24 protein-coding genes, 1 tRNA gene and 1 pseudogene are annotated in these 26,921 nt (G+C 66.8%); 15 read left to right on the plus strand and 11 right to left on the minus strand.

Annotated elements, in window-relative coordinates:
* Positions 1–58 precede the first annotated feature (58 nt).
* Genes NDN01_RS16985 through NDN01_RS16995 form a run of 3 tightly spaced genes read left to right on the plus strand, consistent with a single transcriptional unit; the run spans position 59 to position 4,006 of the window.
* On the plus strand, positions 59–1,663 hold the full coding sequence (locus NDN01_RS16985) for a hydantoinase/oxoprolinase family protein (RefSeq protein ID WP_272622933.1): 1,605 nt from the start codon (positions 59–61) through the stop codon (positions 1,661–1,663).
* Positions 1,653–2,756, plus strand: coding sequence for a DUF917 domain-containing protein (locus NDN01_RS16990; protein ID WP_272622934.1), 1,104 nt, complete (start codon positions 1,653–1,655; stop codon positions 2,754–2,756). Before NDN01_RS16985 ends, NDN01_RS16990 begins: the two co-directional genes overlap by 11 nt.
* Entirely contained in the window at positions 2,753–4,006 is a 1,254-nt protein-coding gene (locus NDN01_RS16995) for a cytosine permease (RefSeq protein ID WP_272622935.1), read from the plus strand. Before NDN01_RS16990 ends, NDN01_RS16995 begins: the two co-directional genes overlap by 4 nt.
* Positions 4,007–4,009: 3 nt before the next feature.
* Here NDN01_RS16995 and NDN01_RS17000 read toward each other — a convergent pair whose 3' ends face one another.
* Positions 4,010–4,885 carry an alpha/beta hydrolase gene (locus NDN01_RS17000; RefSeq protein WP_272622936.1) on the minus strand — a complete coding sequence of 292 codons (876 nt, stop codon included), beginning with the start codon at positions 4,883–4,885 and terminating at the stop codon, positions 4,010–4,012.
* A gap of 93 nt (positions 4,886–4,978) precedes the next feature.
* A complete protein-coding gene (locus tag NDN01_RS17005) occupies positions 4,979–6,166 on the minus strand; it encodes a CaiB/BaiF CoA transferase family protein (RefSeq protein ID WP_272622937.1) in 1,188 nt (395 codons plus the stop codon).
* Positions 6,167–6,247: 81 nt separating this feature from the next.
* Between NDN01_RS17005 and NDN01_RS17010 the strand changes: the two genes are divergently transcribed.
* The 4 genes from NDN01_RS17010 (at position 6,248) to NDN01_RS17025 (ending at position 10,666) form a co-directional block, all read left to right on the plus strand.
* Entirely contained in the window at positions 6,248–7,723 is a 1,476-nt protein-coding gene (locus NDN01_RS17010; RefSeq protein ID WP_272622938.1) for an aldehyde dehydrogenase, read from the plus strand.
* 11 nt (positions 7,724–7,734) lie between these two features.
* Positions 7,735–8,499, plus strand: a complete 765-nt coding sequence (locus tag NDN01_RS17015; RefSeq protein WP_272622939.1) for an SDR family NAD(P)-dependent oxidoreductase — start codon at positions 7,735–7,737, stop codon at positions 8,497–8,499.
* Between the two features lie 39 nt (positions 8,500–8,538).
* On the plus strand, positions 8,539–9,273 hold the full coding sequence (locus tag NDN01_RS17020) for an IclR family transcriptional regulator (protein WP_272622940.1): 735 nt from the start codon (positions 8,539–8,541) through the stop codon (positions 9,271–9,273).
* 94 nt (positions 9,274–9,367) lie between these two features.
* A complete protein-coding gene (locus tag NDN01_RS17025; protein ID WP_272622941.1) occupies positions 9,368–10,666 on the plus strand; it encodes an MFS transporter in 1,299 nt (432 codons plus the stop codon).
* Between the two features lie 2 nt (positions 10,667–10,668).
* Here NDN01_RS17025 and NDN01_RS17030 read toward each other — a convergent pair whose 3' ends face one another.
* On the minus strand, positions 10,669–11,097 hold the full coding sequence (locus NDN01_RS17030; protein ID WP_272622942.1) for an Lrp/AsnC family transcriptional regulator: 429 nt from the start codon (positions 11,095–11,097) through the stop codon (positions 10,669–10,671).
* A gap of 125 nt (positions 11,098–11,222) precedes the next feature.
* On the opposite strand from NDN01_RS17030, the gene NDN01_RS17035 reads away from it, so the two are divergent.
* Positions 11,223–12,260, plus strand: a complete 1,038-nt coding sequence (locus tag NDN01_RS17035) for an ornithine cyclodeaminase (RefSeq protein WP_272628281.1) — start codon at positions 11,223–11,225, stop codon at positions 12,258–12,260.
* Here NDN01_RS17035 and NDN01_RS17040 read toward each other — a convergent pair.
* The gene (locus NDN01_RS17040; protein ID WP_272622943.1) at positions 12,226–12,498 is read right to left on the minus strand and encodes a hypothetical protein; all 273 of its coding nucleotides are present in this window, start codon (positions 12,496–12,498) and stop codon (positions 12,226–12,228) included. The genes NDN01_RS17035 and NDN01_RS17040 overlap by 35 nt on opposite strands.
* Positions 12,499–12,866: 368 nt before the next feature.
* Between NDN01_RS17040 and NDN01_RS17045 the strand changes: the two genes are divergently transcribed.
* Positions 12,867–14,999: a TonB-dependent siderophore receptor gene (locus NDN01_RS17045; protein WP_272622944.1), complete on the plus strand. Its 2,133-nt coding sequence runs from the start codon at positions 12,867–12,869 to the stop codon at positions 14,997–14,999.
* A gap of 223 nt (positions 15,000–15,222) precedes the next feature.
* Here the strand turns inward: NDN01_RS17045 and NDN01_RS17050 are convergent.
* Positions 15,223–15,298 (minus strand) — tRNA-Thr (locus NDN01_RS17050).
* Positions 15,299–15,472: 174 nt separating this feature from the next.
* Between NDN01_RS17050 and NDN01_RS17055 the strand changes: the two genes are divergently transcribed.
* The 4 genes from NDN01_RS17055 (at position 15,473) to NDN01_RS17070 (ending at position 21,058) form a co-directional block, all read left to right on the plus strand.
* Positions 15,473–16,753 (plus strand): PAS domain-containing protein, encoded by a 1,281-nt coding sequence (locus NDN01_RS17055; protein WP_272622945.1) that lies wholly within the window; start codon positions 15,473–15,475, stop codon positions 16,751–16,753.
* A 63-nt stretch (positions 16,754–16,816) separates the two neighbouring features.
* The gene (locus NDN01_RS17060) at positions 16,817–18,541 is read left to right on the plus strand and encodes an MFS transporter (RefSeq protein WP_272622946.1); all 1,725 of its coding nucleotides are present in this window, start codon (positions 16,817–16,819) and stop codon (positions 18,539–18,541) included.
* A 1-nt stretch (position 18,542) separates the two neighbouring features.
* Positions 18,543–19,664 (plus strand): HlyD family secretion protein, encoded by a 1,122-nt coding sequence (locus tag NDN01_RS17065; RefSeq protein ID WP_272622947.1) that lies wholly within the window; start codon positions 18,543–18,545, stop codon positions 19,662–19,664.
* A complete protein-coding gene (locus NDN01_RS17070) occupies positions 19,661–21,058 on the plus strand; it encodes an efflux transporter outer membrane subunit (protein WP_272622948.1) in 1,398 nt (465 codons plus the stop codon). Before NDN01_RS17065 ends, NDN01_RS17070 begins: the two co-directional genes overlap by 4 nt.
* Positions 21,059–21,183: 125 nt before the next feature.
* Here NDN01_RS17070 and NDN01_RS17075 read toward each other — a convergent pair whose 3' ends face one another.
* From NDN01_RS17075 to NDN01_RS17095, 5 genes and pseudogenes are all read right to left on the minus strand, one after another.
* Positions 21,184–21,402, minus strand: coding sequence for a hypothetical protein (locus NDN01_RS17075; RefSeq protein WP_272622949.1), 219 nt, complete (start codon positions 21,400–21,402; stop codon positions 21,184–21,186).
* 44 nt (positions 21,403–21,446) lie between these two features.
* Positions 21,447–22,136 (minus strand): class I SAM-dependent methyltransferase, encoded by a 690-nt coding sequence (locus NDN01_RS17080; RefSeq protein ID WP_272622950.1) that lies wholly within the window; start codon positions 22,134–22,136, stop codon positions 21,447–21,449.
* 50 nt (positions 22,137–22,186) lie between these two features.
* Positions 22,187–23,569: a sensor histidine kinase gene (locus NDN01_RS17085; RefSeq protein ID WP_272622951.1), complete on the minus strand. Its 1,383-nt coding sequence runs from the start codon at positions 23,567–23,569 to the stop codon at positions 22,187–22,189.
* Positions 23,569–24,240: a response regulator gene (locus NDN01_RS17090; protein WP_272622952.1), complete on the minus strand. Its 672-nt coding sequence runs from the start codon at positions 24,238–24,240 to the stop codon at positions 23,569–23,571. Before NDN01_RS17090 ends, NDN01_RS17085 begins: the two co-directional genes overlap by 1 nt.
* A gap of 364 nt (positions 24,241–24,604) precedes the next feature.
* Positions 24,605–24,910, minus strand: a pseudogene (locus NDN01_RS17095) (restriction endonuclease); the annotation flags it as partial.
* Positions 24,911–25,131: 221 nt separating this feature from the next.
* Here NDN01_RS17095 and NDN01_RS17100 point away from each other — a divergent pair.
* A complete protein-coding gene (locus NDN01_RS17100) occupies positions 25,132–25,410 on the plus strand; it encodes a type II toxin-antitoxin system RelB/DinJ family antitoxin (protein WP_272622954.1) in 279 nt (92 codons plus the stop codon).
* Complete coding sequence (locus tag NDN01_RS17105; RefSeq protein ID WP_272622955.1) at positions 25,388–25,717, plus strand: type II toxin-antitoxin system YafQ family toxin; 330 nt, start codon at positions 25,388–25,390, stop codon at positions 25,715–25,717. The genes NDN01_RS17100 and NDN01_RS17105 overlap by 23 nt, the downstream gene beginning before the upstream one ends.
* A 276-nt stretch (positions 25,718–25,993) precedes the next feature.
* Here the strand turns inward: NDN01_RS17105 and NDN01_RS17110 are convergent, their stop codons facing one another.
* Positions 25,994–26,833, minus strand: coding sequence for a hypothetical protein (locus NDN01_RS17110; RefSeq protein WP_272622956.1), 840 nt, complete (start codon positions 26,831–26,833; stop codon positions 25,994–25,996).
* Between the last annotated feature and the right edge of the window lie 88 nt (positions 26,834–26,921).

Genomic DNA, 26,921 nt, shown 5'->3' on the forward strand with positions numbered 1-26,921 from the left:
TTGGCCGCAGCCCCTTAGCTCGCGACGATTGAGGGGCGTGCCAAAGGATTGGGATAGCGTGCGAATTGGGGTCGATGTCGGGGGAACGAATACCGACGCCGTGCTGATGGACGGGGCCGAGGTGGTTGCGTGGACCAAGCAGCCGACGACAGCCGATGTGGGCTCGGGCGTCGCCGCCGCGATCCGCGCGGTGCTTGCCGATGCGCGGGTGGCACCCGAGGCGGTCGCCTCCGTGATGATCGGCACCACGCATTTCACCAACGCGCTGGTCGAGCGCAGCCGGCTCGACCGGGTCGGCATCCTGCGGCTCGCCAGCCCGTCGGGCGAGGCGCTGCCGCCGATGACAGGGTGGCCGAAAGCGCTTGCCGGGCAGGTCGACGCGAAAACCTATCTCCTTCCCGGCGGCTTCGAGTTTGACGGGCGCGAGATCGCCCCGCTCGACACATCCGCGATCCGCGCCGCCGCCCGCCAGTTGCGCGAAGCCGGGATCGATTCGATCGCGATCAGCAGCGTGTTCGCCCCGGTAAATCCCTCGATGGAGGAACGCGCCGCCGCGCTCGTTGCCGAGGAGCATCCCAGGGCGCGCATCACCGTCTCCCACACGCTAGGCCGGATCGGCTTCATCGAGCGCGAGAATGCCGCGATCCTCAACGCAGCGCTGGGCAGCCTCGCCAGCCATGTCATCGCCGCGTTCGAGCGCGCGCTGGAGGATATCGGCGTCGAGGCGCCGCTCTATCTCTCGCAGAATGACGGCACCTTGATCTCAGCGGCGCGCGCCGCGGCCTATCCGGTGCTGACCATCGGATCGGGGCCGACCAACTCGATGCGCGGCGCCGCCTTCCTCACCGGGGTGCGCGACGCCATCGTGCTCGATGTGGGCGGTACCACCACCGATCTGGGCGTGCTCGCCAGCGGCTTCCCGCGCGAATCCTCGGTCGCGGTCGATATTGGCGGGGTGCGGATCAATTTCCGCATGCCCGATATCCTCGCGCTCGGCCTGGGCGGGGGCACACGCATCCATCTCGATCCGTCGCGCTACGCGGCGGAGGGGATCGCTGAAGACGAGCTTGGCGTCGGGCCGGACTCGGTCGGCTTCCGCATCACCGAACAGGCGCGCCTGTTCGGCGGCGACACCCTCACCGCAAGCGATGTCGCCGTCGCCGCCGGGCGCGTTCGCTTCGGCGATCCGACCAGGCTACCAGCGCTCTCCGAGCCCGTGCGCGACGCGGTGTGGGCGCGGATGCAGGCGATGCTCGAGGAAGCGGTCGACCGGATGAAGACCAGTCGCGGCGACGTGGTGCTGCTCGCGGTCGGCGGCGGCAATTTCCTGGTGCCAGACACGTTGCGCGGCGCCGCCCGGGTGGTGCGCCCGCCGCACGCAGCCGTCGCCAATGCCGTTGGCGCGGCGATCGCCCAGGTCGGTGCGCAGGTCGAGCAGGTCGTGTCCTATGAACGCGAACCGCGCGAGCAGGCGCTCGATCGCCTGCGTGCCGAGGCGCGCGACCAGGCGATCGCGGCGGGTGGCATCGCCGAAAGCGTCGAGATCGTGGAGATGGACGAAGTGTATCTGAGCTATCTGCCCGGTCGCGCCGCGCAGGTCCGCGTCCGCGCTGTCGCGGACCTTGCCGGCACCGCTGCTGTTCTGGCCGCCCATGCGTATTGATCGCCAGGCGCTGCTCGATCTCGCCACCGGCGCCGCCTTTCTGGGTTCGGGCGGCGGCGGCGACCCCTATTATTCGCAGTTGCTCGGCGAGGCCGAGATCGCGCGGCGCGGCACTTTCGAGCTCATCCCGCTCGATGCGTTGGCTGACGATGCGCTGGTCGCGCCCTGTGGGTGGATCGGCGCCCCGACCGTCTCGGCAGAGAAGCTGCCCAATGGCCAGGAAGCGCTGCTGGGTCTCCGCGAACTGGAGCGAATCCTCGAGCGTCCGATCGATGCGGTGATGGCGATCGAGATCGGCGGGGGCAACGGCCTCGCGCCTTTGCTTGCCGCCGCCGAGCTCGGCATCCCGGTCGTCGACGCTGACGGCATGGGTCGCGCCTTTCCCGAATCGCAAATGACGGTGTTCAGCATCGACGGGCTCTCCGCCTGTCCCTCGGTCGTTACCTCGGCCAATGGCGGGCTGCGCCTGATCGATGCTGTGGATAACCTGGAGCATGAGCGCCAGGCGCGCGCGCTCTCGATCGAGTTCGGCGGTAACGCGCACATGGTCGAATATCCGCTGAGCGGCGCGACAGCGAAGCGCCATGCGATCGGTGGCAGCGTCTCGGCCGCGATAGCGATCGGCGCGGCCGTGCGGATTGCGCGGGCCGCGGGCGAGGATCCGTTCGAGGCATTGCACGCCGCTCTCAGGGCCAGCGGGCTCTACCCCTTTGCCGGTACCTTGTTCGACGGCAAGGTGGTCGATGTCGAACGCGAGACCCGTGGGGGATTCTCGGTCGGGCGGGTTGTGATCGAGGGCTTTGGCGGCGAGGGGCGAATGGACCTGGAGTTCCAGAACGAGAACCTTATCGCCCGTGTCGATGGCCAGGTCCGTGCGATGGTACCCGATCTCATCACCGTGATGGACCGCGAGACCGCCGACAGCATCACCACCGAACGGCTGAAGTTCGGCCAGCGCGTCAAGGTGGTCGGCGCCGCCGCCCCGGCGATGCTGCGCGCCGAATGGGCGCTGACATTTGTCGGCCCGGCCGCGTTCGGCTTTACCGATCCCTATCGCCCGATCGAGGATCTCAACGGCTGGAACCACGGATGAGCAACGAAGCCGACGATGCCTATGCCCATTCGCCGGTGCCCGAAGGGGTCACCGTCCCAGGCTGGCGCGTCGGACTGATCGTCGCGAGCTTCTCGATCGGCCTGCCCGACTTCCTCAACGGGTCGCACAATGCGCTGGCGCTGGGCTTCTCCGGCGCGGTGATCGCGGCGCTGCTCGCCGGGCTGATCCTCTGCGTCGGCGGATCGATGACGGCGATCGTCAGCGTGCGCACGCGGCTTTCCACCTATCTCCTCGTCCGCCGCTCGTTCGGCACCGGCGGCGCGGCGCTGATCAACACGGTGATCGCGCTCATCCATTTCTGCTGGTTCGGCGTGAATGCGTCCTTCTTCGGCGAGGCGATGGTCGAGGCGGCCACGGCGAATGGGTTGCCGGGCAGTTTCGCGGCATTCGTGGTGCTTGGCTCGATCCTGATGATGGGCTCGACCGTGATCGGCTTCCGCGCGCTCGACCGGCTGGCGCTGGTCGCGGTGCCGCTGCTCGCGGCGATCCTGCTCGCGGTGGTGGTGGTGACGCTGAAAACGCACGGCTTCATCACCGCGCCCGATTCCACTCCGCCCGAGCCTATGACACTCGGCATCGCGATCTCGGCGCTGATCGGCGCCTATATGCTCGCGGTGGCGACGATGCCTGACCTGTCGCGCTATACCAGCAGCCCGCGCGGGGCGATCGCCAGCATGGCGCTCTCCTTCCCGATCGCGACGCCGCTGATGATGACCGCGGCCGCGATCCCTGCGCTCGCGACTCACGAGACCAGCGTGATGAAACTGGTCACGGCGTATGGCTTCGGTACGCCGGTGCTCTTCCTGCTCGTGCTGCCGACCTGGACGGTCAACGCGCTCAACCTCTACTCGTCGAGCCTGTCGCTCGGCAGCACCTTTCCCAGGGTGCGCCAATGGGTGTTCACGCTCGCCGGCGGCACGATCGGCACGATCCTGGCGCTGATGGGCATCCTCGAGATGTTCATCCCCTTCGTGCTGTTCCTCGGGCTGATCATCCCGCCGATCGCGGCGATCTATGTGATCGACGCCTGGACGCGCTATCGCCGCGCCGATGCGGCGGAATCGCTGCGCGGCCTGCCGCGCTTCGACTGGCGGGCGATCGCGACCTGGGCGATCTCGGTCGTGGTCGCGGTGCTGGGGACGTACAAAGGCTGGACGATCACGACCGTGCCGGCCCTCGACGCGACGATCGTGGCGGGGCTGATCTACGCGACACTCAGGGCCAGATAGCACTCAGGGCCAGGTAAAAGCGAAGCGCAGCGCCGACGTCACCGAGCGGCTCGGCACGGTGATGTGGACTTCTTCGGCATAGGCCTCGGAGCGTGTCCGCAATCCAAAGGCCGAGAGGGGTTCCATCCGCTTGACGAACGCCTCGGAATCCCAGCGCTCGAGCACGGTATCCTCACGCTCACCCCAGACGACCATCAATCGGCCGACCTTCTGGATATTGCCTGCCTGCAAGCCGGCGGCGAAAGCGCGCTCCTCCTTTTGCATCTCCAGGTCGTGCCAGAACAGCGACGGGCTGGCGGCAATCAGGGCATGAAAGGCAGTAGGCCGCGTGAACAGGGCGTGGACCGCGAACAGGCCGCCCAGCGAATGGCCGTACAGCGCCTGACGGTCGCGGTTGATCGTGTAGCGCCGGTCGAGTTCGGACCGCAGCTTGCCGGTCAGGAAGTCCAGGAACGTGTCCCAGCCGCCATTCGGCACCTTGCCGAGTTGGACATCCCAGGGCGGCGGCGGCGGTCCTCCCGTGAGATCGAAGATGCGGCGAATGTCATAGGCCTTGTCGGTCTTGTAGCCCACGCCGACCACGATCGCCTTGCCGGTATCCGCCTTCATATAGTCGTGCATGCGCCGCGTCTCGGCGAAGCCGGCGAACATCGCATTGCCGTCGAGCACAGTGAGCACCGGATAGCCGCCCTCGGGCGCCGGCCCGGCCGGCCTGGAAACAAAGATCTGATAGGAATAGCCGTCTTCGCCCTTGAGCTCCCAGGTCTCGGTATCGGGCAAAACATAGCCGGGCGCGACAGGCGGCCGCGTCTGGGCGAACGCGGGCGATGCGCCCAGCAGGCAAAGCGCGAGCGCGCTGGTGGCGAGCGATCTGGACATTCTACCTCTCCCGACGGTGAGGTGCGATTGAACCCTGTCCCGTGCGGCCACGCCATGCGGACGGCGGGTAAACCAGGCGGATTTTCGGGGTAGCTAAGCGGCGACCACGCCCGCCGTGACGAGCGCGTCGATCGCGGCCTCGTCACATCCAACGTCGCGAAGCACCGAGCGACTGTCCGCTCCGAGCGCATGCGGAGGCTGGTCCGGCGTCCGCTCGATCCCGGTGAACCGCACCGGCTGCGGGATCGCGCGCTTCACGCCCTCCGGGAAGCCGTCGGGCACATCGAAGAAGCCGATCTCGGTCAGGTGCGGATCGCTGAGGATCTCCGCCGGTGTCGCCACGCGCGAGCAAGGCACATCGATCGCCTCCAGCACGTCGATCCACGCATCGGTACCGCGCGCTTGCAGGCTTGCGGCGACGATCGCATAGAGCTCGCCGATAGAGGCCTGGCGCCGGGCGGGAGACTGGAACCACGCCGTCTCGCACACCTCGCTCCGGCCGATCGCACCGAGGAAGCGTCGCCACTGCGCCTCGGTATAGGGCAGCACCGCGATCCATCCGTCAGCGGTGCGGAAAGGCCGGCGATCCGGCGAGAGCAGGCGCGGATAGCCGGGCGCACCGTCAGCGGCGAAGGTCGCGGCGGACAGATGCTCGTTCATCAGGAAGGCGACCATCGCCTCGAACATCGGCACTTCGACCCGGAACGGCCCAGCCCGCCCACGCGCGCGCGCGAACAGGGCGGCGAGAATGCCATAGACCGCGTGCAGCGCGGCGACCTTGTCAGCGACGATCGTCGGGGCGAATTGCGGGGTAGCATTCTGAAGCGCGGCGAGGCCGGCAAGGCCGCTTGCCGCCTGGATGATGTCGTCGAAAGCGGGGCGGTCGCGATACTGTCCGCCACGCCCGAAGCCGGTCGCCGCGCAATGGACAATGCGCGGGTTGATTGCCGCGACCTGCTCGAAGCCCAGCCCCAGCCGATCGGCGGCATCGAGCCGCATATTGTGAAACAGCACATCAGCGCCCGCCACCAGCTTCGCAAGCGCCTCGCGCCCCTCCGGCCGTTTGAGGTCGATCGCCAGCATCCGCTTGTTGCGATTGTTGTTCACGAACAGCGCCCCGCCGCCCGTCCCCTGGGGATGCGCGTGGCGGGCGATGTCGCCATCGAGCGGCTCGACCTTGATCACCTCCGCCCCGAGATCAGCGAGGATCTGCCCCGCATAGGGTCCGAGCACCACTGCGCCGACTTCGATCACGCGCACGCCTTCTAGCAACGGCAGCATCGCATCTCTCCACAAAATCCGTTGACTATTATTTCCATATGTGGACAAATTAGTCCATAATAAGAAATCAAAGAGGAAATTATGGATTATTGCTTCGACCGTCTCTTCATCGGCGGCGAATGGGTCGAGCCCGTCGACGGCGGCGTTCGCGACAGTATCGATCCGGCTACCGGCAAGCCCTGGGGCAAGGTCGCTTTTGGCGGCGCGAAGGATGTAGATCGCGCAGTGGTCGCCGCCCGCGAGGCGTTTGAAGGGCCGTGGCGCAAGATGCCCCCCTGGGAGCGCGCGGCGCTGATGCGGCGCTTCGCCGATCTCTACGCGACTCAGGTCGATGCGCTCGCCCGCATCGAATCGCAGGACAATGGCCGCGCCATCCGCGAATCGCGCGGCGATATCGCCATGCACGCTCAATATTATCACTGGTTCGCCTCGCTGGCGGACAAGCTGGGCGGCCGGACGATCCCGATGGACGACAGCGTCCATGCCTTCACCACGCGTTCGGCGGTGGGCGTGGTCGGGACGATCACTCCGTGGAACGTGCCGCTGATGGCGGCGGCGTGGAAGCTCGGCCCGGCGCTCGCCGCGGGCTGCACCGTGGTGCTCAAGCCTGCCGAGCAGACCCCGGCCTCTTCGCTGGCGCTGGCCAGGCTGTTCGAGGAAGCGGGTTTCCCGCCGGGCGTCGTCAATGTCGTGCCGGGCGACGGCCCGGTCGCCGGCGCGCATCTTGTCGCGCATCCGGGCGTCGACAAGATCGCCTTCACCGGCGAAGGCGCGACCGCCAAGACAATTCTCAAGACCGGCGCTGACACGCTCAAGCGCTTCTCGTTCGAGCTGGGCGGCAAGGCACCGCACATCCTGTTCGCCGATTGCGACGTGGAGAATGCGCTGAATGCCGCGACCGGCTCAGCCTGGGCGCTGTGCGGCCAGAGCTGCGCGCTGGGCAGCCGCATCTTGGTCGAGCGGCCGATCTACGATCAGGTGGTCGAGGGCTTCCGCCGCAACGCCGCGCGAGTCCGTGTCGGCAATCCGCTCGATCCCGCCACCCATATGGGCCCGCAGGCGCACCAGCAGCAGCTCGACAAAACGCTCTCCTATGTCGCGATCGGCCGGGACGAGGGCGCCGAACTGGTGACCGGCGGCGCGCGGCTCGACGGCCCGGATCTGGCAGGAGGCTATTTCGTCGAGCCCACCGTGTTCGCCAGCGTCGCGCCGGAGATGCGGATCGCGCAGGAGGAGATCTTCGGCCCCGTCGCCTCGATCATCCCGTTCGACGGGGAGGAAGAGGCCATCGCGATCGCCAATGGCACGCCGTACGGCCTGGCCGCGGGCCTGTGGACCGGCGATGTCGGCCGCGCCCACCGTGTTGCCAACCGGATCGAGGCGGGCATCGTCTGGGTCAACACCTATCGCTACATCCGCTGGTCCACGCCGTATGGCGGCGTGAGGACCAGCGGCTGGGGTCGCGAGAACGGGATCGAGGCGCTCGATTCCTATCTTGAGACCAGGACCACCGTGATCTCCACCACCGGCAAATTCGCCGATCCCTTCGCCAATTGAGGAACATCACCATGCGTTTGCAGGGCAAGCTCGCCATCGTCACCGCCGCGGCATCGGGCATGGGCCGCGCCGGCGTGGAACGCTTCGTGCGCGAAGGCGCGCGCGTCGCCGCGATCGACATCAGCTCGGAGGCGCTGAACGCGCTGGTCGCCGAGTTCGGATCGGACAAGGTGACCCCGATCGTCGCCGATCTGCTCACGCCCGAAGGCGCGCGCGGCAGCATCGACCAGGCGGTGGAGGCGCTGGGCGGCGCCGACATCCTCTGGGCGCATGCCGGCATGCCCGGCCCCGCCTCGGTCGAGAATCTCGACATGGACGCATATCGCAGGGCGATCGACCTCAATATCACTTCCGCCGCGCTCGGCGCCGGCCAGGTCGCGCCGCACATGCGGGCGCGCGGCGGCGGCTCGATCATCTTCACTTCCTCGATCTCCGGGCTGGTCGGCTCGATGATGAGCCCGATCTACTCGGCGGCGAAATGGGGTGTGGTGGGCCTCGGCAAGTCGCTCGCGCTGGCGCTGGCCGGCGACAATATCCGCGTCAACGTGGTGTGCCCGGGACTTGCCGACACGCCGATGAAGATCGGCTTCATCGGGCGCAACGGCGATCCGGCCGAGGCGGCGGCGAACGAGGCCAAGGTGGTCGGCGCGGTCCCGATGGGCCGGCTGGTCAAGCCTGGCGAAGTCGCGGATGCGGCCTTGTGGCTCGCTTCGGACGAAGCCAGCTTCGTCACCGGCGTGGCGCTTCCGGTCGATGGCGGCTTCACGGCCCGCTGACCGTGGCATATCGCCCGTTCTCCTTCCCTCCAGTGGACGATGGCGATCATGATCGTGCGGCAAGCGGCGAACACGCTCCAGATCCTCGAATATTTCGCCGAGCGGCGGCGGCCGGCGAGTGCGGCGGAAGTGGCCGACGATCTCGGCTGGCCACGCTCCAGCACGTTCAAGCTGCTGGGGACACTGGCGACGCTCGGCTATCTCTACGAGCCACAGGGGCGCGGCGCCTATTATCCGAGCCTGCGCTGGCTGGAACTGGCCGAGCAGGTGGCGCAGGCCGATCCGCTGCCGCCCGAAATCCAGCGGCTGGTGCAGGCGGTTTCGGCCGAGACCGGCGAGACCACGGCAATCTCCGCACCGGCCGGGACCTCCGCGATGTTCGTCGTGGTGAAGGAATCGCGCCATGCGGTACGTTATTTCGCGCAGGTGGGCGACAGGGTGCCGATCCACGCCAGCTCGGCGGGGCGCGCGCTGCTCGCCCAGATGCCGGCGGAAGAGCGTCAGGCGCTGTACCGCAAGATAGACTTCAGCAGCTATTCTGCCACCACGCCGATGAGTCCCGAGCGGATCGAAGCCGATCTGGCGGAAGCGGCGGCACGCGGCTGGCACCAGAGCAATGCCGAATACACGCCGGACCTGGCGGGCGTAGCGCTACCGCTGCCCGTGGGCGGCCGGCGGCTGTCGATCGTGGTGGTCGGCCCGGTCTCGCGCTGCCTCGAGCGGCGCCCGGAAATAGCGGCGGTGCTCGGCAACCATGTGAACAAGCTCGTCTAAGAGTCCGTTTGAAAATGCGCCCATGGGCGCATTCTCAAACAGCCACGAAGCCATCCGGCCGCAAGAGCCGGGCACGTCCAGAGAGAGGAATGTCATGACGCCCGATCCCCGCGCGGCGATCGCCGCTGAACCCATGCGCCCGGCGCAGATCGCGGTGGTCGCGGTCTGCATCGCCCTGAACGCGCTCGACGGCTTCGACGTGCTGGCGATCAGCTTCGCCGCGCCCGGTATCGCCAGGGAGTGGGGCGTCGACAAGACCATGCTGGGCATCGTGCTCTCCATGGAATTGATCGGCATGGCGGCCGGATCGGTGCTGCTCGGCAATCTCGCCGACCGCATCGGGCGGCGCCCGACGATCCTTGCCTGCCTGTGCGTGATGGCGGTGGGCATGTTCGCCGCCTCGCATGCCACGGGCGTCGAGATGCTGTCGGCGATCCGCTTGTTCACCGGGCTCGGCATCGGCGGCATGCTCTCGGCGACCAGCGCGATGGTCGCGGAATTCTCGAACAGCCGCCGCCGGGGACTGAATACGGTGCTCAACATCGCCGGCTATTCGACCGGCGCGATCCTGGGCGGGCTGGTCGCCTCGTCCCTGCTCGCAGGAAACGGCGACTGGCGCATGGTCTTCCTGTTCGGCGGCATGATGACGCTGGTTGCGCTGCCCCTCGCCTTCTTCCTGCTGCCGGAATCGATCGAGTCGCTGCTGGCCCGTCGCCCGGAGAACGCACTCGCCGCGATCAACCGCACCCTCGCCCGCCTGCGCCGCGGCCCGATCGAGGCGCTGCCGCCAGCCGAGGCCGAGCGCACCCGTCCCTCGATCCTCGCCCTGTTTTCGCCCGGCTATCGCGCCACGACGATCCTGCTGACGGTCGCCTATTTCGCCCAGATCACCTTCTTCTACTACATCCAGAAATGGGTGCCGAAGATCGTCGTCGACATGGGGTTCGACGCGGCGCAGGCCGGGCGCGTGCTGGTCGCGGCGAATGTCGGCAATTTACTCGGCGCGCTGGCGATCGGCCTTGCGACTCAGCGCCTGCCGCTCAGGCCGCTGATCGGCGGGGCCATGCTGGTCGGCGTGATCGCGATCGGCATCTTCGGGCTGGGCTTCCGCGACCTTGCCCTGCTCTCGCTGAGCGTCGCGGTGGCCGCCTTCTTCATCAATGCCGGCGTCGTCGGCATCTACCCGCTGCTCGCCCGCGCCTATCCGGCCGAACTGCGCGCGAGCGGCACTGGTTTCGTGATCGGGGTCGGCCGTGGTGGTTCGGCACTGGGACCCCTGCTCGCCGGCACGCTGTTCGCAGGCGGCCATGGGCTGCTGACCGTATCGCTGGTGATGGGCCTGGGTGGCATCATCGCGGCGACGGCGATCGCCCTGCTGAAACCAGTGGACTGAGCCTATTGCACCGAGCGGAGCAGGATGCTCGTCTCGCTGTTGAGCACGCCTTCCACCGTGCGCATCTCGCGCAGGATCCGGTCGAGATCGCCCAGCGACTCCGCATGCACCTCGGCGACTAGGTCCCAGGCCCCGTTGGTCGTGTGCAGCGCGGTGATCTCGGGCAGGCCGCGCAGCGACCGAATCACCGCGCTGGTCGAGGCGCCGGCCACTTCGATCAGCGTGATCGCGCGCACCCCCTCGCCCGCGCCGCGCTCTTCCGCCCGCACCGTGAAGCCCAGGATCGCGCCCGATTCCAGCAGCCGATCGAGCCGCGCCTGCACTGTGGCGCGCGACACCTTGAGGGCAGTCGCCAGTCGCGAGATCGGCGCTCGGCTGTCAGCCCTGAGCAGCGAAATGAGCTGGCGATCGAGCGAGTCGAGAAGGATCATACAAATCGCTTAACACTGCCTGGCATTTTGCTAAGCATTTACCCATCTACCACGCATTCTTCCAATTTTTCCTGACAAGGTGTCGAACTAGCTTCCCTGAAACGCGAACAGGAAGGGTGAGCAGCATGACGGTCTATGTCGGCGTGGAGGATCTGTGCAGGCTGGTCGCATCAATTGGTATGGAGCCGTTCATCCAGGGCATCGCCGATCGCCTCGAAAGCGATTTCCGCCGCTGGGAAGAGTTCGACAAGGCGCCGCGCTATGCCAGCCACTCGCCCGATGGCGTGATCGAGCTGATGCCAGCCGCCGACCGGCGCCGCTTCAGCTTCAAATACGTCAACGGCCACCCGAAAAACACGCGGCTGGGCCTGCAAACCGTCGCGGCGTTCGGCGTGCTGGCCGATGTCGATACCGGCTATCCGGTACTGCTGAGCGAGATGACCCTGCTCACCGCGCTGCGTACCGCCGCAACCTCGGCGCTGGCGGCGCGCTATCTAGCCCGGCCCGGCAGCCGCACGATGGCGGTGATCGGCCTCGGCGCCCAGTCAGAATTCCAGGCGCTCGGCTTCCGCGCGCTGCTCGGCATCGATCGGCTGCGGATATGGGACACTGATCCAGCCGCCATCGCCAAGTTCCGCGCCAATATGGCCACACTCGGTTTCCAGGTCGTCGCCGCCAGCTCGGCACCCGAGGCGTTGCTTGGCGCGGACATCGTCACAACGGTCACCGCCGACAAGGCCAAGGCAACGATCCTGTCCGACAACATGGTCGGCGCGGGCATCCACATCAACGCCGTGGGCGGCGATTGCCCCGGCAAGACCGAACTGGCCCCCGCCATCCTCTCGCGAGGGAGTGTCTTCGTCGAATATCCCGAGCAGACCCGGATCGAAGGCGAGATCCAGCAGATGCCGGCCGATTTCCCGGTAACCGAGATCTGGCGTGTGATCGCCGGCAAGGCGGTTGGCCGCAGCGCCGACGACGAGATCACCATCTTCGACTCGGTCGGCTTCGGGATCGAGGACTTCTCCGCCCTCTCCTATGTCCACGCGCTGATCGAAGGGCGCGAAGACCTGCGCCGGCTTGACCTGATCGTCAAGCCGAGCGACCCGCGCGACCTGTTCTCCCTGGTCAGGCAGTACCAGCCGGAGCAGCAAGCGGCTTGAAGCTGGCGGTCTCCGGGATATCCAGACGATCGCCGACCCGGACGGGATGCGCGGTGGCGGGATGCGCCGCCACCAGCGCCCGAATCTCGGGGACCACGCAGCGGCATGTCCGCCGCCAGGCCAGGATCGAGGCGCCGCGACGATGGCGGACGATATCGACCGGTTCCGGATCCAGATCGTCGCGCGTAATATTCGATCCGTTCGTCCCGAGTAGCCGCCGAGCTTGTCGAGATGGCATATCGAGAGACAAGCTCTGGATATGGCTGCACCTGCTCGATCTGTAATCGGCACGAACGGGGGACGTCTGATTTGGCACTCGATGCACAAACGATGTCGTCACGGCGCCGCGATTCTTGAACCATACGCTCGCCGTGTCAAACCCTCGCGGGTCGGCGATATCCCCGTGGATCTGGACCCCGAAGGAAGCGCCAGGCCCAACCGCGATGGCAGGTCATGCCGCCGTTGACACCCGTAGCAGCTCTCCTTATTGCAAATGCATCGCAATAGTACATAGTTGGGGGATTGACCTTGGATTTGTATCGACCCCGGATTTCCGGCGCGAAAGCGCGCGTCCTCAGTTCGGCGATCGCTCTTTCTACCGTCCTTGTGAACGCGCCCGCTTTCGCTCAGTCGAAAGACGGTGCGCCACAGAAGGGCGAGCAGCAGGCTAAAGCGGATCAGGCGCGGGACGACAGCGGCGACATCGTCGTCACCGGTTCCTATACGACGAATGCCAAGCTGGATTCCGCGACCGGTCTCGGCCTTTCCATTCAGGAAACGCCGCAATCCGTCACCGTCATGACCGCACAGCGCCTGGAAGATCAGGGTATCCGCACCCTGAGCGATGTCGCGAACAACGCCGCCGGCGTCTCGTCCAAGGCCTTTGACAACGCACGCAACGGCTTTTCCGCGCGCGGCTTCTCCATCGACAACTATCAGATCGACGGTGTTCCGCTGCAGTGGGACGCCGGCTACAGCGCCGGCGAGTCCGAAATCGATGTAGCGCTATATGAGCGGGTCGAGATCGTGCGGGGCGCGACCGGCTTGCTGACCGGCGCGGGCAACCCCTCCGCCTCGATCAACCTTATCCGCAAACATGCTGACAGCCGTAGTTTCACCGCTACGGCAACCGTGTCCGGCGGCAACTGGAACCGCTATTTCGGCATGCTCGACGTGTCGACGCCGATCACGTCGGATGGCAATGTGCGGGCGCGCGTGGTGGCCAAATATGAAGACGGCGATTCCTACATCGACCTGCTCCATAACAGGAAGCTCGTCCTGTACGGCGTGATCGACGCCGATCTTTCCAACACCACGAAACTGAGCGTCGGGGCCAGCTATCAGGACAACAGCCCGCGTGGGACTCAATGGGGCGGCCTGCCGGTCTGGTATACGGACGGCACGCGCACCGACTGGTCGCGATCCAAGACGATCGGTGCCGACTGGACGCGCTGGGCATCCACCAACCAGACCTATTTCGCCAATTTCAATCAGCAGATCGGAGACGACTGGAACCTGCGTCTCTATGGCAGCTATTCGCGCAACCGGGGCGACATGCAGTTGCTCTATCTCTACGGTCAGGTGGACAAGGCCACGGGCCTTGGTCTCGGCCCGTCGCCCGCAAATTATCAGAGCAACCTTCGCCAGATCGACATCGGCGCGCGGCTAACCGGAAAATATCACCTTTTCGGCCGTGAACACGAGTTGATCCTTGGCACGAGCTTCGCCCGGCAAGCGCTCGATTTCTACGGCTTCGCGCCCGATTATTCGAAGCTCCCGCCCATCGGCAATTTCTTCCAATGGGACGGCTCCTATCCCGAGCCGGCATGGGGCAGCGTCGGGACACACGACGTTCAGTGGCGCACGAAACAATGGGGCTATTTCGGCGCGACGCGGCTGTCGCTGACCGATCACCTGAAGGTGATCGCGGGCGGCCGTCTGAGTTCGTGGGAGCGCACTGGCGTAGCGTACGGCAGCTCTGCCGATTTCGGCGATCGCAATCGCCTCCTGCCTTATGCCGGCGTGCTCTACGATGTCCTCCCGGGACAGACGCTGTACGCCAGCTACACCAAGATATTCCTCCCGCAGAACAGCCAGGATCGCAACGGCGCCTTTCTGCCGCCGATCAACGGCGTCAATTACGAAGGCGGCCTGAAAAGCAGCTTCTTCCACGGTGGGCTCAACACCGCGGTGTCAGTCTTCCACATCGAGCAGGACAATCTCGCGCAGGTCGATACGGGCTATCTCGTCCCCGGCACGATCAACCAGGCCTATCGCGCGGCACGCGGCGCACGGAGCGACGGTTTCGAGATCGAGGCCAATGGCGAAGTGCTGCCCGGCTGGGCCCTGAGCGGCAACTACACCCAGTTCTGGGCGAAGGATGCCGGCGGCGCCCGCATCAACACGCTGTTCGCGCAGCAATTGCTGCGGATCTTCTCGACCTATCGCTTCGGCGGTGGGCTGGATGGCCTCACCGTCGGCGGCGGCGTGAACTGGGAAGGGTTGAGCTATACCGACACCACCAATCCCGTCACGAAGAATCCCGAGCGCCTGAAGGTCGAGCCCTACGCGCTCGTGAACCTGATGGCGCGCTATCAGCTTCGCAACGGGATTTCAGTGCAGGCCAACATCAGCAATTTGTTCGACAAGAAATATTATTCTCAGATCGGTTTCTACAATCAGGTCGCTTTTGGAGCGCCGCGAAGCGCGATGTTTACCCTGCGATATCAATATCGATAGGCGCGGCGGAAGTGAGTTCTTCGGACGGCCCACCGATCTCGTTCTGGTCGGTGGCGTTCGATGCGCGACTCTGCACGATCGCAAGCATGGTGGACCACGCTTCACGGCTTCTTCGTGGTCCACTTCGAGTGGACCATCACGTAACATATTGAGATTTCGCGGACCGACGCGAGCCATTTTACCGCAGATTTCTAGGGCTTCCTGGGGCATCCGCGTTATGGACTGGTGCCGCTTACAGGACTCGAACCTGTGACCCCCGCATTACGAATGCGATGCTCTACCAACTGAGCTAAAGCGGCATATCCCCCGTGCGGCCCGTGGACGGGCTTTCGCGAGGGGGCGGCGCTTATCACCTGTCTCGCCGGCTGACAAGCGCTCAGACTGCAAGCGCCCCCTTTACGCAACGTTTACCACGCGCGGCGCAGAAGGGCGGGACAGCGGGCTGATCCAGGCCCTTGAGGGTAGCTTTCTGCATGGATAACGTCCGCGGTTTCGAAGAGGATCGGGTGGATCACGATCACGATACCGGCGCGAGCGGCGTCGACGAGCCGCGCCTCGACATCGGCACCGATGAGCGCCGCATGCATGTCCGCGCCTATAACCACTGGGTCTCGCTGCTGCGCGGTCGCGCCTACCCGTCGATCGAGGATCTCGATCCGGCCAATATCGCCGATTTCGGCCCGCACAGCGTGCTGCTCGATTTCTCGAACGGGATCGAGGATCCGGCGATCCCGTATCTCGGCCGGCTGCTCCGCGAGGAATGCGCGCTTGATCACAGCGTCACCCACATCGCCCAGGTGCCCAGCCGCTCGCTGCTGTCGCGTCTGACCGACCATTATCTGCAGATCATCGCGAATCGGGCGCCGATCGGCTTCGAGGCCGAATTCGTCAACACGCGCGGCCACAACACCATGTATCGCGGCATCCTGATGCCCTTTTCCTCGGACGAGGATTCGATCGACTATATCTATGGCGTGATCAACTGGAAGGAACTGGTCGACGCCGAGACCCAGGCGAAGCTGGATGCCGAGGTCGATGCGTCGCGCCGCGCCGCGCCCAAGCCGGCGGCATCAGCCCCGGCCTGGGCCGACGGCCCGAGCGCAGGGATCGAGGACGCCGCGGAGGAGGCGCCGCCGATCCAGGGCATCGGCACGTCGCCACCCACCGGCAGCCTCACCGACCAGCTGATGCTTGCGCAGCAAACCGCCGCCGCGGTGCGCGCGGCCGACACGCGCACGCGCAGCACGCTCTACCGCGCGCTTGCCCGCGCGCATGATTTCGCCGCCGCCGCCGACGCCGATCCCGTCTCCTACCAGGCGCTGCTCGACCATGCCGGCATCGCCGTGCAACTCCGCGCGCCGATGACACCGGTCGTGAAGCTCGTCTTCGGTGCGGATTACGACAAGACGCGGCTGACCGAATATGCCGCCGTGCTGTCCCATGCCCGCCGCGCCGGCGTGCCCGCCGGTGCGCTGACCGAGTTCCTCGAAGGCTTCGAGGGCGGCATCAAGGGCGTGGTAAAGGCCGAGCGCGACGCGAAGAGGCCGACAGCCCCTTCGGCCCCGGCCGATCCGGCGACCGTGCTTGACGCCCGCCCGACGCTTGCCAGGGTCTCGATCGACACCGGCCTCCACACCGGGGACTATGTCGTCCTGCTGGCCCGTGCCGGCGATGGCGGCACGCTCGACATCGTCGCGGCCGTCGGCGGCGACACCGCCCTTACCCAGCGCGCCATGCGCCAGGCGGCAAGCTGAACGCCATCTCGCATCGCTGCTCTCGATTGACGGCGGCAATGTCGGCCACCTAAGCCCTTTTCCGTGGCTCGCCCGCTGATCGTCCGGATCGAGTCGGGGGAACGCGAGGGCAAGGAAGGCAGGAGCGTGGCGGAATACGTCTTCAAGCCGCACGAAAAGCCGACGATGCCGGGGTCGCCGGCCAATCCCGATCACCCTGCGCGCCGCCGTTTCTTCTATTTCCTGATCGGGTGCCTCATCGGCGTTACCGGCGGCCTCGGCAACGCGCTGGTGACGGTCAATCTGAACTTCGCGCAGGGCACGCTCGGCCTCAACAGCAACGAGAGCGCCTGGCTCACCGCCGCCTATTTCATGACCAATGTGACGGCCAACCTGCTGCTGGTGAAATACCGCCAGCAATTCGGGTTGCAGCCGTTCATCCGCTACACCCTCGGCGCTTATGCCGCGACGACGCTGCTTCATCTCTTCGTTCATGATTTCTGGACGTCGGTGGCGGTGCGCGCGATGAGCGGGATCGCGGCAAGCGGCCTTTCCACCCTGACGCTCCTCTATCTCATGCAGGCCATGCCCCCGGCAAAACGGCTCGCCGGCGTGATGATGGGCATCAGCATCCCGCAACTCGCCTCGCCGCTGGCGCGGGTCTTCTCGCCAAGGCTGCTCGAATGGGGCGACTGGCACAATCTCTACTGGTTCGAAATGGGGCTGGCGCTGGCCTCGCTGGTGGCGGTGATGATGGTGCCGCTGCCGCCAAGCGAGCGCGAGGAGGTGTTCGAGCCGCTCGATTTCCTCACCTTCGGCCTGCTCGCGCCTGGCCTCTGGCTGATGATCGCGGTGCTGTCCGAGGGGCGGATCGAATGGTGGACCGACCAGCCCTGGATGGGCTGGGCGCTCGCCGCCAGCATCGCGCTGATCGCGGCTGCGCTGATCGTGGAGCATCGCCGCGCCAACCCGCTGATCAACACCCGCTGGCTCGCCACGAGGGAAGTCCTGCGGCTGATGGCGGTCGCGGCGTCGGTCCGGATCCTCCTGTCGGAACAGGCGTTCGGATCGGTCGGGCTGTTGACCGTGCTCGGCATGATCAACGACCAGATGGTCGTCCTCAATATCATCATCGTGCTCGCCTCGATCGCCGGCCTCGCCACCGCGGTCCTCACGTTCCGCCCCAACAACGTCGCCCGTCCGATCACCATCGCCGTGGTGCTGATCGTAATCGGGTCGTTCATGGATGCCGATGCCACCAACCTCACGCGCCCGAGCAGCTTCTATCTCAGCCAGGCGATTATCGGCTTCGCCTCGCTGCTGTTCCTGGCGCAGGCGATGGTGATCGGCATCGCGCGGACCCTGCTCGCCGGCGGGCGGAACTTCGTCAGCTTCGTCGTGCTGTTCAGCATCAGCCAGAGCATGGGCGGTCTGATCGGCAATGCGCTGCTCGGCACCTTCCAGGTGATCCGGGAGAAATTCCATTCGCACGCCCTGGTCCAGCATATCGTGATGACTGATCCGCTGGTCGCCGCGCGGCTGCGGGCTGGCGGCGGCGCTGTGGCGGGCGTGGTCGGCGATCCGGCGCTGCGCAGCGCGGAGGGCGCGGCGATCCTGGCGCAGCAGGTCGCGCGCGAGGCGAACATCCTCGCCTATAACGACGTGTTCCTGCTGGTCGGCGTGCTCGCTATCCTCGTCGCCTTGTGGGGCTATGCAATCCGCTGGTCGATCCGCCGGCGGGGCGAACAATCACCCATCATCCTGCTGCAACAGGCAATGCAAAAGACACAGGCGCAAGAGGGCCAATGAGATGAGCGAAACCAACGAGGCAACGCCCGAAGCGCCGGAAATCGAACGCCAGATCGATTCGCCTCCCGGCTGGCGCCCCGCGGTCAAGACACCCCCGACGGTCTTCCTGATCGTCGTGCTGGCGCTCTGCGCCATCCTCGCCATCCTCTATGCATGGCGCCTGCCCCCGTTCGCCGGCTGGACCGAACGGACCGACAATGCCTATGTCCGCGGCCGGGTGACGATCATCAGCCCGCAGGTCAGCGGCTATGTCACCGACGTTCCGGTGCAGGACTTCGCCGAGGTGAAGGCAGGCCAGGTCCTCGCGACGATCGACGACCGGATCTATCGCGCCCGGGTCGCCCAAGCCGAAGCGAACGTCGCCGCGCAACAGGCAGCCCTCGCCAATTCGAGCCAGGCGCAACGCTCGCGCGAGGTCGCGATCCAGAGCCAGGACGCCGGCATCGCCAATGCCAGTGCTCAGCTCGTCCGCGCCCAGGCCGACATGAAACGCGCCCATGCGCTGGTCGCCGACGGATCGATCTCGACCCGCGAATTCGACCAGACCCGCGCCACCCTGCTCGCCGCCGAGGCAGGTGTGCGCCAGGCCCAGGCGAGCCGCTCGATCGGCACGCAGGACGTCCGCACCGTGCTGGTCGGCCGCGCGGGACTCGAGGCGGCGGTGGAGTCGGCCAGGGCGCAGCTCCGCCTCGCCCAGATCGATCTCGACAACACCATCATCCGCGCGCCCGAGGCAGGCCAGCTTTCCGAAATCGGCGTGCGCCGCGGCGCCTATGTCACCGCCGGCACTCAATTGCTGTTCCTCGTGCCGCACACTGTGTGGGTCGTCGCCAACTACAAGGAAGCGCAGACGCGCGACATGGCGATCGGCCAGCACGCACGCTTCAAGGTCGACGCACTGGGCAGCGCGGCGCTGACCGGCCATGTCGAGAACATGTCCCCCGCCGCCGGATCCGAGTTCGCGGTGCTGAAATCCGACAATGCGACCGGCAATTTCGTGAAGGTGGCGCAGCGCATCGCGGTGCGCGTGGCGATCGATCCTGGCCAGCCGCTCGCCGCGCGGCTTCGCCCCGGCATGTCGGTCGAGCTCAGCATCGACACGCGCGGCGGGAAGCGCCCGTGATCCGGGCGACATCCTGCACGGCGCTGCTGCTGCTCGCATCCTGCGCCGGCCCGGCGGTGGAGATTGCCCGGATCGCCCCCGTCTCGCCGCCGCCCGCCTGGCGCACCGATGCCGGGCCCGTCGCGCCGCTCGACCGCGCCTGGTGGCAGGCGTTCGGCGATCCGGCGCTGACCGCGCTGGTCGAAAAGGCGCTGGCCAACAACCCCGACATCGCCATCGCCGCCGGCCGCGTGCGCGAGGCGCGGGCCAACATCGCGCTGGCCCGGTCGCGGCTGCTCCCTACGCTCGATGCCGGCATCGGCGGCGGCCCCTCGCGCTCGGTCAACGCCTTTGGCCTGCCGCTGAACCAGACCGCGCTGCAGCCACAGATAGAGGCCAGCTACGAGATCGACCTGTTCGGCCGCCTCGCCGATCAACACTCCGCCGCGCGCGTTGCCTATCTGGCAAGCGAGGCGGCGCGCGACGCCGTCCGGCTTTCTGTCGCCGGTGCGACGGCGAACGGCTATGTCACCCTGCGCGGCCTCGACGCCCGGCTTGAGGTCGCCCGCTCAACCCTCGCGGCGCGATCGGATTCGCTGCGCATCGCCCGGTCGCGCGTCAGCCACGGCTATTCCCCCAAGCTCGAGTTGCAGCAGGCCGAAGCCGAATATGAAGCGACAGCGCAGATCATCCCCCAGATCGAGCTCGGCATCGCCCGGACCGAGGACTCGCTCAGCGCGCTGACCGGCGAAACCCCGCAGGCGGTCGCGCGGGGTCTTGCGCTTGACCGGCTGGCCGAGCCCGCCATCCCCGCCGGCCTGCCCTCGGAATTGCTGCGCCGCCGCCCCGATGTGGCCCAGGCCGAATATCAGCTCGCGGCGAGCGACAAATCGCTGGCCGCGGCGCGCAAGCGCTTCCTGCCGCAAGTGCAACTCACCGCCGCCGCGGGCGCCGCGTTTTCGACGGTGCTGCAGGACCCGATCACGATCTGGTCGCTTGGCGCCAGTATCCTCGCACCCCTGTTCCAGGGCGGGCGGCTGACCGCGCAGGCTGAAGCAGCCGGCGCGCAGCGCGACCAGGCCGCCTTCGCCTATCGCCGCGCCGCGCTGACGGCGTTCCGCGAGGTCGAGGACGCGCTGGCCGCGGCCGCGCGGCTCGACGAACAGGCTGCCTCGGCACAGCGCCAGCGCGACGCGCTGGCAGAAGGGCTGAGGCTGGCGACCAATCGCTACCGCGAGGGCTATTCGCCCTATCTCGAACAGCTCGATGCGCAGCGCGGCCTGCTCGGCGCGCAACTGGCGCTGGTCCAGGTCCGTACCGACGCCCTGTCGGCGCGGATCCAGCTCTACCAGGCGATGGGGGGCGGATGGTCGATGTGCGCGCCCGGCGAGGGGAGCTGCGCGGTGGGGCTCTGACTGCCCTGGAGGGGCAGGAACCAGCGCGGGAAAGACAGGTAGCGATGACGCTATGGGGACGCATACGGGCAGGCACTGAAAGCGCGACGCCCGGCCCTTGCCTGAGAGAGCCGGGCGCCCGGACGTCAGTTGCCGCTGTCGTCGTCGCTTGGCGGCGCCTCGCTGTCGTCGGCCGGCTGGGCCTCGCCCTCGGCGAAATGCTCCTTCACTGCCTTGACGCCCTCGAATCCGGCAACGGCGGCGGCCGCCTTGGCGAGCAGCCCCGCATTGGGATCGACGGCTTCGAGCGCCTTGTCCCCGGCGAAGGCGCCGGCGGCTTCTTCAGCAAAATCCAGAATACCCATGTATTTTCTCCACACCAGGCGACTCGTTGCCTGGCCGGCCGATGCTAGGCCGCGCCACGTGTCAGAATCCTGACAGCTTGGTGACGCCCGGCGCGAAGAGGGGCGCGGCGCGAGATGCGATAGACGGTCGCCGGCGGCACGTTCAGCACCGCGCGGCCAACCACCACCGCCTTCAGCCCGAGCCGGTCGAGGATCGGCCGCGGCACCGGGCAGTGCCGCCCATAAGTGAACTGGTACAGCGCCCCGCCAGCGCCGAGATGCACGAACGCCCCGCGCATGATCGCGAAGACCTTGCGCCGCGGCATGTTCAGCAGCGGCAGCCCGCTGATCACCGCGCCCACCGGCATGGCGTCCGGCAACGCGAATCCGCCCAGCCGGTCGGCGTCCAGCGCCAGCAGCCGTGCCTCGGGAAAGGCCCCGCGCAGCGCCCGGCCGAACAGGGGATCGGATTCGATCAGGGTCAGGTCGCGCTCCCGCACGCCGCGCGCCAGCAGCGCCCGGGTGAACACGCCGGTGCCCGGCCCGAGCTCGATCACGCCCGCGCCGGGTTCGACTCCGCTGGTGATCAGCCGCGCCAGCGCCTGCCCCGATGGCAGGATCGCCCCCACCTGCGACGGCCGCGCCACCAGCGCCCGCAGGAAGCGCACCGTCTCGGCGACACCCCGCGCCGCGCGCCTTGCATTCCACCCCGACGGAATCGCTCCCGGCATCCACATTCCTCCGATCCGCGCCATGCGGACGGAGCGGCGTAGGCGGCCAGGATTGCGCGAACCTTGCGTGACGGTCATCCGCCGCGCCTCCCGGCGCCAGGCCCGGGCAGTTCGATCCGCATGCACAGGCCGCCGCCCGGGCTGTCGAGCGCGACGATCCGGCCGCCATGCAGCGCGACGATCTCCCCCGCGAGATTCAGGCCGAGCCCGGCACCATCGCCCCCGGCGCCGAGGCGGCGGAAGGGCTCGAACATCCGCGACCGCTCGGCCTCGGGGATGCCGGGCCCTTCGTCCCGCACCTCGATGGCGGTGCCGGGGCCGACCCGAACGACGATCGCGCCGCGCCGCCCGCCATGGCCGATCGCATTCTGGACGAGGTTGATCAGCGCGCGTTCGAGCGACGAGCGGTCGGCCAGCGCCTCCACCGGGCCGCCGGCCGTCTCGAGCCCGAGCGTATAGCCGGCCCCGATCGCCATCGGCGCGAGATCGGCGGCGACGTCGCGCGCCAGCGCGACCAGGTCGAGCGGGGCCATGTCGGCCCGCCCCTGCCGCCTGAGCCGCTCGAGATCGAGCAGCTGGTCGGCGAGGTTGGCCAACCGCCCGGCATCCTCCACCAGCCGCGCCCTGACCGGATCGTCGGGCAGCAGCCCGAGCCGCGTGGTGAGGATCGCGATCGGCGTGCGCAGTTCGTGCGCCGCATCGGCCAGGAAGCGCCGGTGCCGTTCATGCCCCTCGTCGAGCCGCGCCAGGGTCGCGTTGACCGCATCGACCAGCGGCCTGACCTCGCGCGGGACCGTCTCGACGGGCAGCCGCGCGCCGCGCCGCTCGATATCGATCCGCTCCGCCTCGCCGATCGCGCCGTCGAGCCCCGCCAGCGCCGAACGCACCACGACCGGCGTGACGAGCCAGGTGGCGAGCCCCATCATCGCCAGGATCGGCAGGAGGAAGAGCAGGACAAGCAGCAGCGCGGAGCCGACCAGCCGGTACCAGGGAGCATGAAGGCCGGGCCCGGTCATCACCTGGAGCGCGCCGGCCGGGCTATGGATCCACTGGATACGCGCGGTCGGCCGGGGCGGATCGCCGAGGTTCCAGCCGAGCCGCGCCTGCCCCACCCGGTCGAGCGCGGCGCCGATCCCGGCGAATTCGCCCGGCACCGCGCCGTGCGACAGGCGGTGGCCCGCACGATCCTTCACGGTGAACCACAGATCGGGCACGCCGGCCTCGAGCGACGCCAGCGCCGGCGTGCGCCGCAGCGCGATCCCGCCCCCCGGCGCGCGCACCGCCGCCTCGCGCACGGCGGCGATGACATCGTCGCCGGGCTCGTACAGGTCGAACGCGCCCCGGGCCAACAGCCCGGCGACCAGCAGCGCGACGACGGCGGCCAGGATCAGCGCCTGGAGAGTCACCAGCCGCCAGCGGAATTGCGCGCGCAGCGACGGGCCGGCGCGCGCGCGCATCAGGCCTGTTTCAGCAGATAGCCGACGCCGCGAATGGCGTGGATCTCCACGCCGGCATCGCCCTCGACCAGCTTGCGCCGCAGCCGCGACACATGGGCATCGAGCGAATTGGAATGGACCTCGTCGTCGAAACCATAGACCGCGTCCTCGATGAAGCCGCGCTGGACCGTCCTGCCAAGACGCCGCACCAGCGCCTCGAGCAGCAGCAGCTCCCGGCGCGGCAGGACGAGCGGGACGCCACCGATGCTCGCGACCCGTTCCCGGAAATCAAAGACCAGCCGGCCGGCGGTGACCGTCGAGGGCGACAGGTCGGACGGCCGCCGGCTGATCGCGCGCAGCCGGGCAAGCAGCTCCTCCGTGGCGAACGGCTTCGCCATGTAATCGTCGGCGCCGGCATCGAGCCCGTCGATCCGGTCGGCCAGGTCCCCCTTCGCGGTGAGCACGATCACCGGCGTGCCGCGCCCGGCCTGGCGCAACGGGCCGAGCAGGGCGAGCCCGTCGCCGTCAGGCAGGCTCCGGTCGAGCAGCACCGCGTCGTAACAGGCCATGGCGAGCGACGCCTCGGCGCAGCGCAGCCGCGGCGCGAGATCGACGATCATGTCGTCGCGCTGAAGCGTGCACCGAAGCGCCATTGCCATTTCCGGATCATCCTCGACCAACAATATCCGCAATGAGAATTCCTCGTCCGTCTTTTTGGCTGCCACGCTGACGGCCACGGATTGCCCGAACATTGCGGGCGGCGTGGACGCTCTGCCTGGCGTGAGCTGCGAGACGGCATGTCCGCCGGCCCGGGCGAAGGCCGTACGCGCTCCACCACTCCCAAGACGCCGCCCCGCCGCCCTTCCCTCACAACGGATGAACGGGCGATGCAGGTACGCGGGCAGACCTGCCGCGCGAGGATTGAGTCCGGGTGTCCTAGTTGACGCACACCGTCCAGAAACCGGAGGCCGCGTTGACACGGTGAAGCTGGAGGCCGTTGCCGCCTTCGTCCTGCGCGAGATCGAAGGCGGTGATCTTCACCTGCTTCTGCTCGGCGGCGGTGAGACGATCCAGTGGCCACTGGCTTTCGGGCAATTGGCGCCAGCTCTCGACCGCTGACCGAATGCCATTGATGACCTCGGTCGGATTATATTCCTGGCCTGATTCATCCGCGAGCAGGTCAGCCTGTACTGCCTTGCCGCGGATCTTTTTCGCTTTGGGGATCGGCGAAACAAGTGAACTCTGCCGACGGCGCGAAACTATCTCGCTTGTCGGCTGGCCATTTGCATCCAGCTCCCAGTGGCGGCTCGGCTCTTCATAGGGAGCATTCAGGATCGGCGACTGGAAAAAAACATCGCTCATTCAACTTCACCCCCGTACCGCGTCCTTCTTCGGAAAGATCGCCGCGATGTCAAAGACATTGAACGGACCTGCGCAATGCGACGACATGAACCTCGTCCAGATCCGAGCGTCTGAGGCCGATTGCCCGACAGCCGACACCCGAATCCTGACGTCATCGCATCTTGATCTTATCCCGCCGTACCACCATGTTGTATCTCAATTGAGATACGCGAGAACCCATCATGGCTGCGAGTTCGATGTTGCACGTCCGTCTGGACGATGAGGTCAAGACACAGGGCAACGCGGTGCTGGATGCCCTCGGCCTTTCCGCATCCGATGCGGTCCGCCTGCTCTATCATCGCCTGGTCGCCGACCAGGCCTTCCCGTTGGAACTCAAGGTGCCAAATGCCGAGACCCAGGCGGCCATGGCGGAGGCTCATGCCATCCTGCGCGAACACCGCGCTCGCTTCGATAACCCTGCTTCGCTGATCGAAGACCTTGAAGCGCACAGCGGCAAGTAAGCGGGCGCCGCTGCCTCGCACCAGCGACTATACCAGATCCTTCCTGAAGGATTGGGAGCGGCTGTCGCGATCGGGCCGATACGATCTCAATCGCCTGAAAGAGGCGATGCTGTTGCTGATCGCCAACGACACGCCACTCGGTCCCGAATGGCTCGATCATCCGCTCAAAGGTGATTGGGCAGGCTATCGCGAGTGCCACATCGGCGGCGATTTCCTGTTGATCTACGAACTGGACGACGCCGCCGGAAAGAGCGGCGGTATCGTGTTCGTGAGGGCCGGCACCCATGCGGAACTGTTCAACGAATGACGCTCATATGGCGGCCGATTGATAAGCTTCACTCCCGAGTGCCGGAGTGAAGCTGCAGCAATTCGCCGACATCTGGAGATCGAAGACGCTCGCCTTACGGCCTGCTGATCGACGCCGGATAGGCAACTGAAGGATGCAGTAAGGGTATCGGCGATCAAGAACGTCACGGCGGTCAACCGCTTCCTGACAGGAGAATTTTTCTCCGGCGCTGATCGTGTTTGATCGGTGATGGCGCCCCCCGACGCCCCGTCAGCCTCGGATTTTCAGCTGATGGCATTACTGTCCAAGAAGAAAATGATCCAGCACCGGCGAGCGCAGTTCATACGGGCAAAGCTCGTATTCGTGCTCATCGACTTCAATATCTTCCGCCTCCGCGTAAGTTGCCCATTCTCGCCAGTTATCAATAAATGCGGGGCTCTCCCAATAGGTGATGAGCGGGAGATAGATCGACCGTACGAGCGCCTCTCGCGGAATCGCGACATTGATCTCCTCGTATCTGCCGATGCGCGTGTTGTGGGCGATCAGCAGGTGACGACTCTCGCCGTGCGGCCAGAGGTGAAACTCGATTTCGCTTCCTTCTATGTCGTAGCAGAAGCGCTGCGACGTCCCAGCCGCCACCTGTTCCAGCCATCGAACAAGCGCCGGAAGCCGATCGTCGAGATTGGTAAGTTGGCTTTCGAACGATTGCCCGCCGGCGGTAAACCGCACACTGATCCCGCCCGCATAGGGTTGCTGGAATACGACGTCGACCTGCTCGACATCGGGCCCTGGCGGCGGCCGGACCAGCGCTTCGTCCGGCGCGCGCCAGCATTCGGCGCGGTAGTCATGGGACCAGCCAGTACCGCACGCCAACTCGAACGCATCGCCGAAGTCGAGGATCTCGAGCGGTTCATGCGTCAACGAGGTAACGCCCCTCGAAATTTCGATCCTGGTGTCAGGGAGCAACGATAGCGCGGCAAGATCCTGATCGATTGGCTCGCATTCGCCGAGAAAACGGACGAACGACCAGCCTTCTCCGTTTGACCGCATTGCCGCGTAGATTCGGTAGCCGACCCATTTTTTGGCCTGGCCGCGCCGACGCGAACCCTTGCCCGACCGCGCCGTGTCCGCCTTCATCACATCTCCTCGCCGGAAAAACTGGTCAACCTGATCCCCTCCTTCGCGATGCCGACATAGTGTTTGGAACAAGGTCGTGCCGTCAAAG

The sequence above is a fragment of the Sphingomonas sp. QA11 genome (assembly GCF_028473665.1).
Lineage (GTDB): Bacteria > Pseudomonadota > Alphaproteobacteria > Sphingomonadales > Sphingomonadaceae > Sphingomonas > Sphingomonas phytovorans.

Excerpts from the sequence above, each read along its gene's own strand:
- NDN01_RS17110 (WP_272622956.1), bottom strand. The coding sequence starts at position 26,833 with ATGAAGGCGGACACGGCGCGGTCGGGCAAGGGTTCGCGTCGGCGCGGC.
- NDN01_RS17080 (WP_272622950.1), bottom strand. The coding sequence starts at position 22,136 with ATGGCGCGGATCGGAGGAATGTGGATGCCGGGAGCGATTCCGTCGGGG.
- NDN01_RS17030 (WP_272622942.1), bottom strand. The coding sequence starts at position 11,097 with ATGATCCTTCTCGACTCGCTCGATCGCCAGCTCATTTCGCTGCTCAGG.
- NDN01_RS17020 (WP_272622940.1), top strand. The coding sequence starts at position 8,539 with ATGGCGATCATGATCGTGCGGCAAGCGGCGAACACGCTCCAGATCCTC.
- NDN01_RS17085 (WP_272622951.1), bottom strand. The coding sequence starts at position 23,569 with ATGCGCGCGCGCGCCGGCCCGTCGCTGCGCGCGCAATTCCGCTGGCGG.
- NDN01_RS17035 (WP_272628281.1), top strand. The coding sequence starts at position 11,223 with ATGACGGTCTATGTCGGCGTGGAGGATCTGTGCAGGCTGGTCGCATCA.
- NDN01_RS16995 (WP_272622935.1), top strand. The coding sequence starts at position 2,753 with ATGAGCAACGAAGCCGACGATGCCTATGCCCATTCGCCGGTGCCCGAA.
- NDN01_RS17065 (WP_272622947.1), top strand. The coding sequence starts at position 18,543 with ATGAGCGAAACCAACGAGGCAACGCCCGAAGCGCCGGAAATCGAACGC.
- NDN01_RS17100 (WP_272622954.1), top strand. The coding sequence starts at position 25,132 with ATGGCTGCGAGTTCGATGTTGCACGTCCGTCTGGACGATGAGGTCAAG.
- NDN01_RS17015 (WP_272622939.1), top strand. The coding sequence starts at position 7,735 with ATGCGTTTGCAGGGCAAGCTCGCCATCGTCACCGCCGCGGCATCGGGC.
- NDN01_RS17005 (WP_272622937.1), bottom strand. The coding sequence starts at position 6,166 with ATGCTGCCGTTGCTAGAAGGCGTGCGCGTGATCGAAGTCGGCGCAGTG.
- NDN01_RS16990 (WP_272622934.1), top strand. The coding sequence starts at position 1,653 with ATGCGTATTGATCGCCAGGCGCTGCTCGATCTCGCCACCGGCGCCGCC.
- NDN01_RS17075 (WP_272622949.1), bottom strand. The coding sequence starts at position 21,402 with ATGGGTATTCTGGATTTTGCTGAAGAAGCCGCCGGCGCCTTCGCCGGG.
- NDN01_RS17010 (WP_272622938.1), top strand. The coding sequence starts at position 6,248 with ATGGATTATTGCTTCGACCGTCTCTTCATCGGCGGCGAATGGGTCGAG.
- NDN01_RS17025 (WP_272622941.1), top strand. The coding sequence starts at position 9,368 with ATGACGCCCGATCCCCGCGCGGCGATCGCCGCTGAACCCATGCGCCCG.
- NDN01_RS17055 (WP_272622945.1), top strand. The coding sequence starts at position 15,473 with ATGGATAACGTCCGCGGTTTCGAAGAGGATCGGGTGGATCACGATCAC.
- NDN01_RS17040 (WP_272622943.1), bottom strand. The coding sequence starts at position 12,498 with ATGCCATCTCGACAAGCTCGGCGGCTACTCGGGACGAACGGATCGAAT.
- NDN01_RS17000 (WP_272622936.1), bottom strand. The coding sequence starts at position 4,885 with ATGTCCAGATCGCTCGCCACCAGCGCGCTCGCGCTTTGCCTGCTGGGC.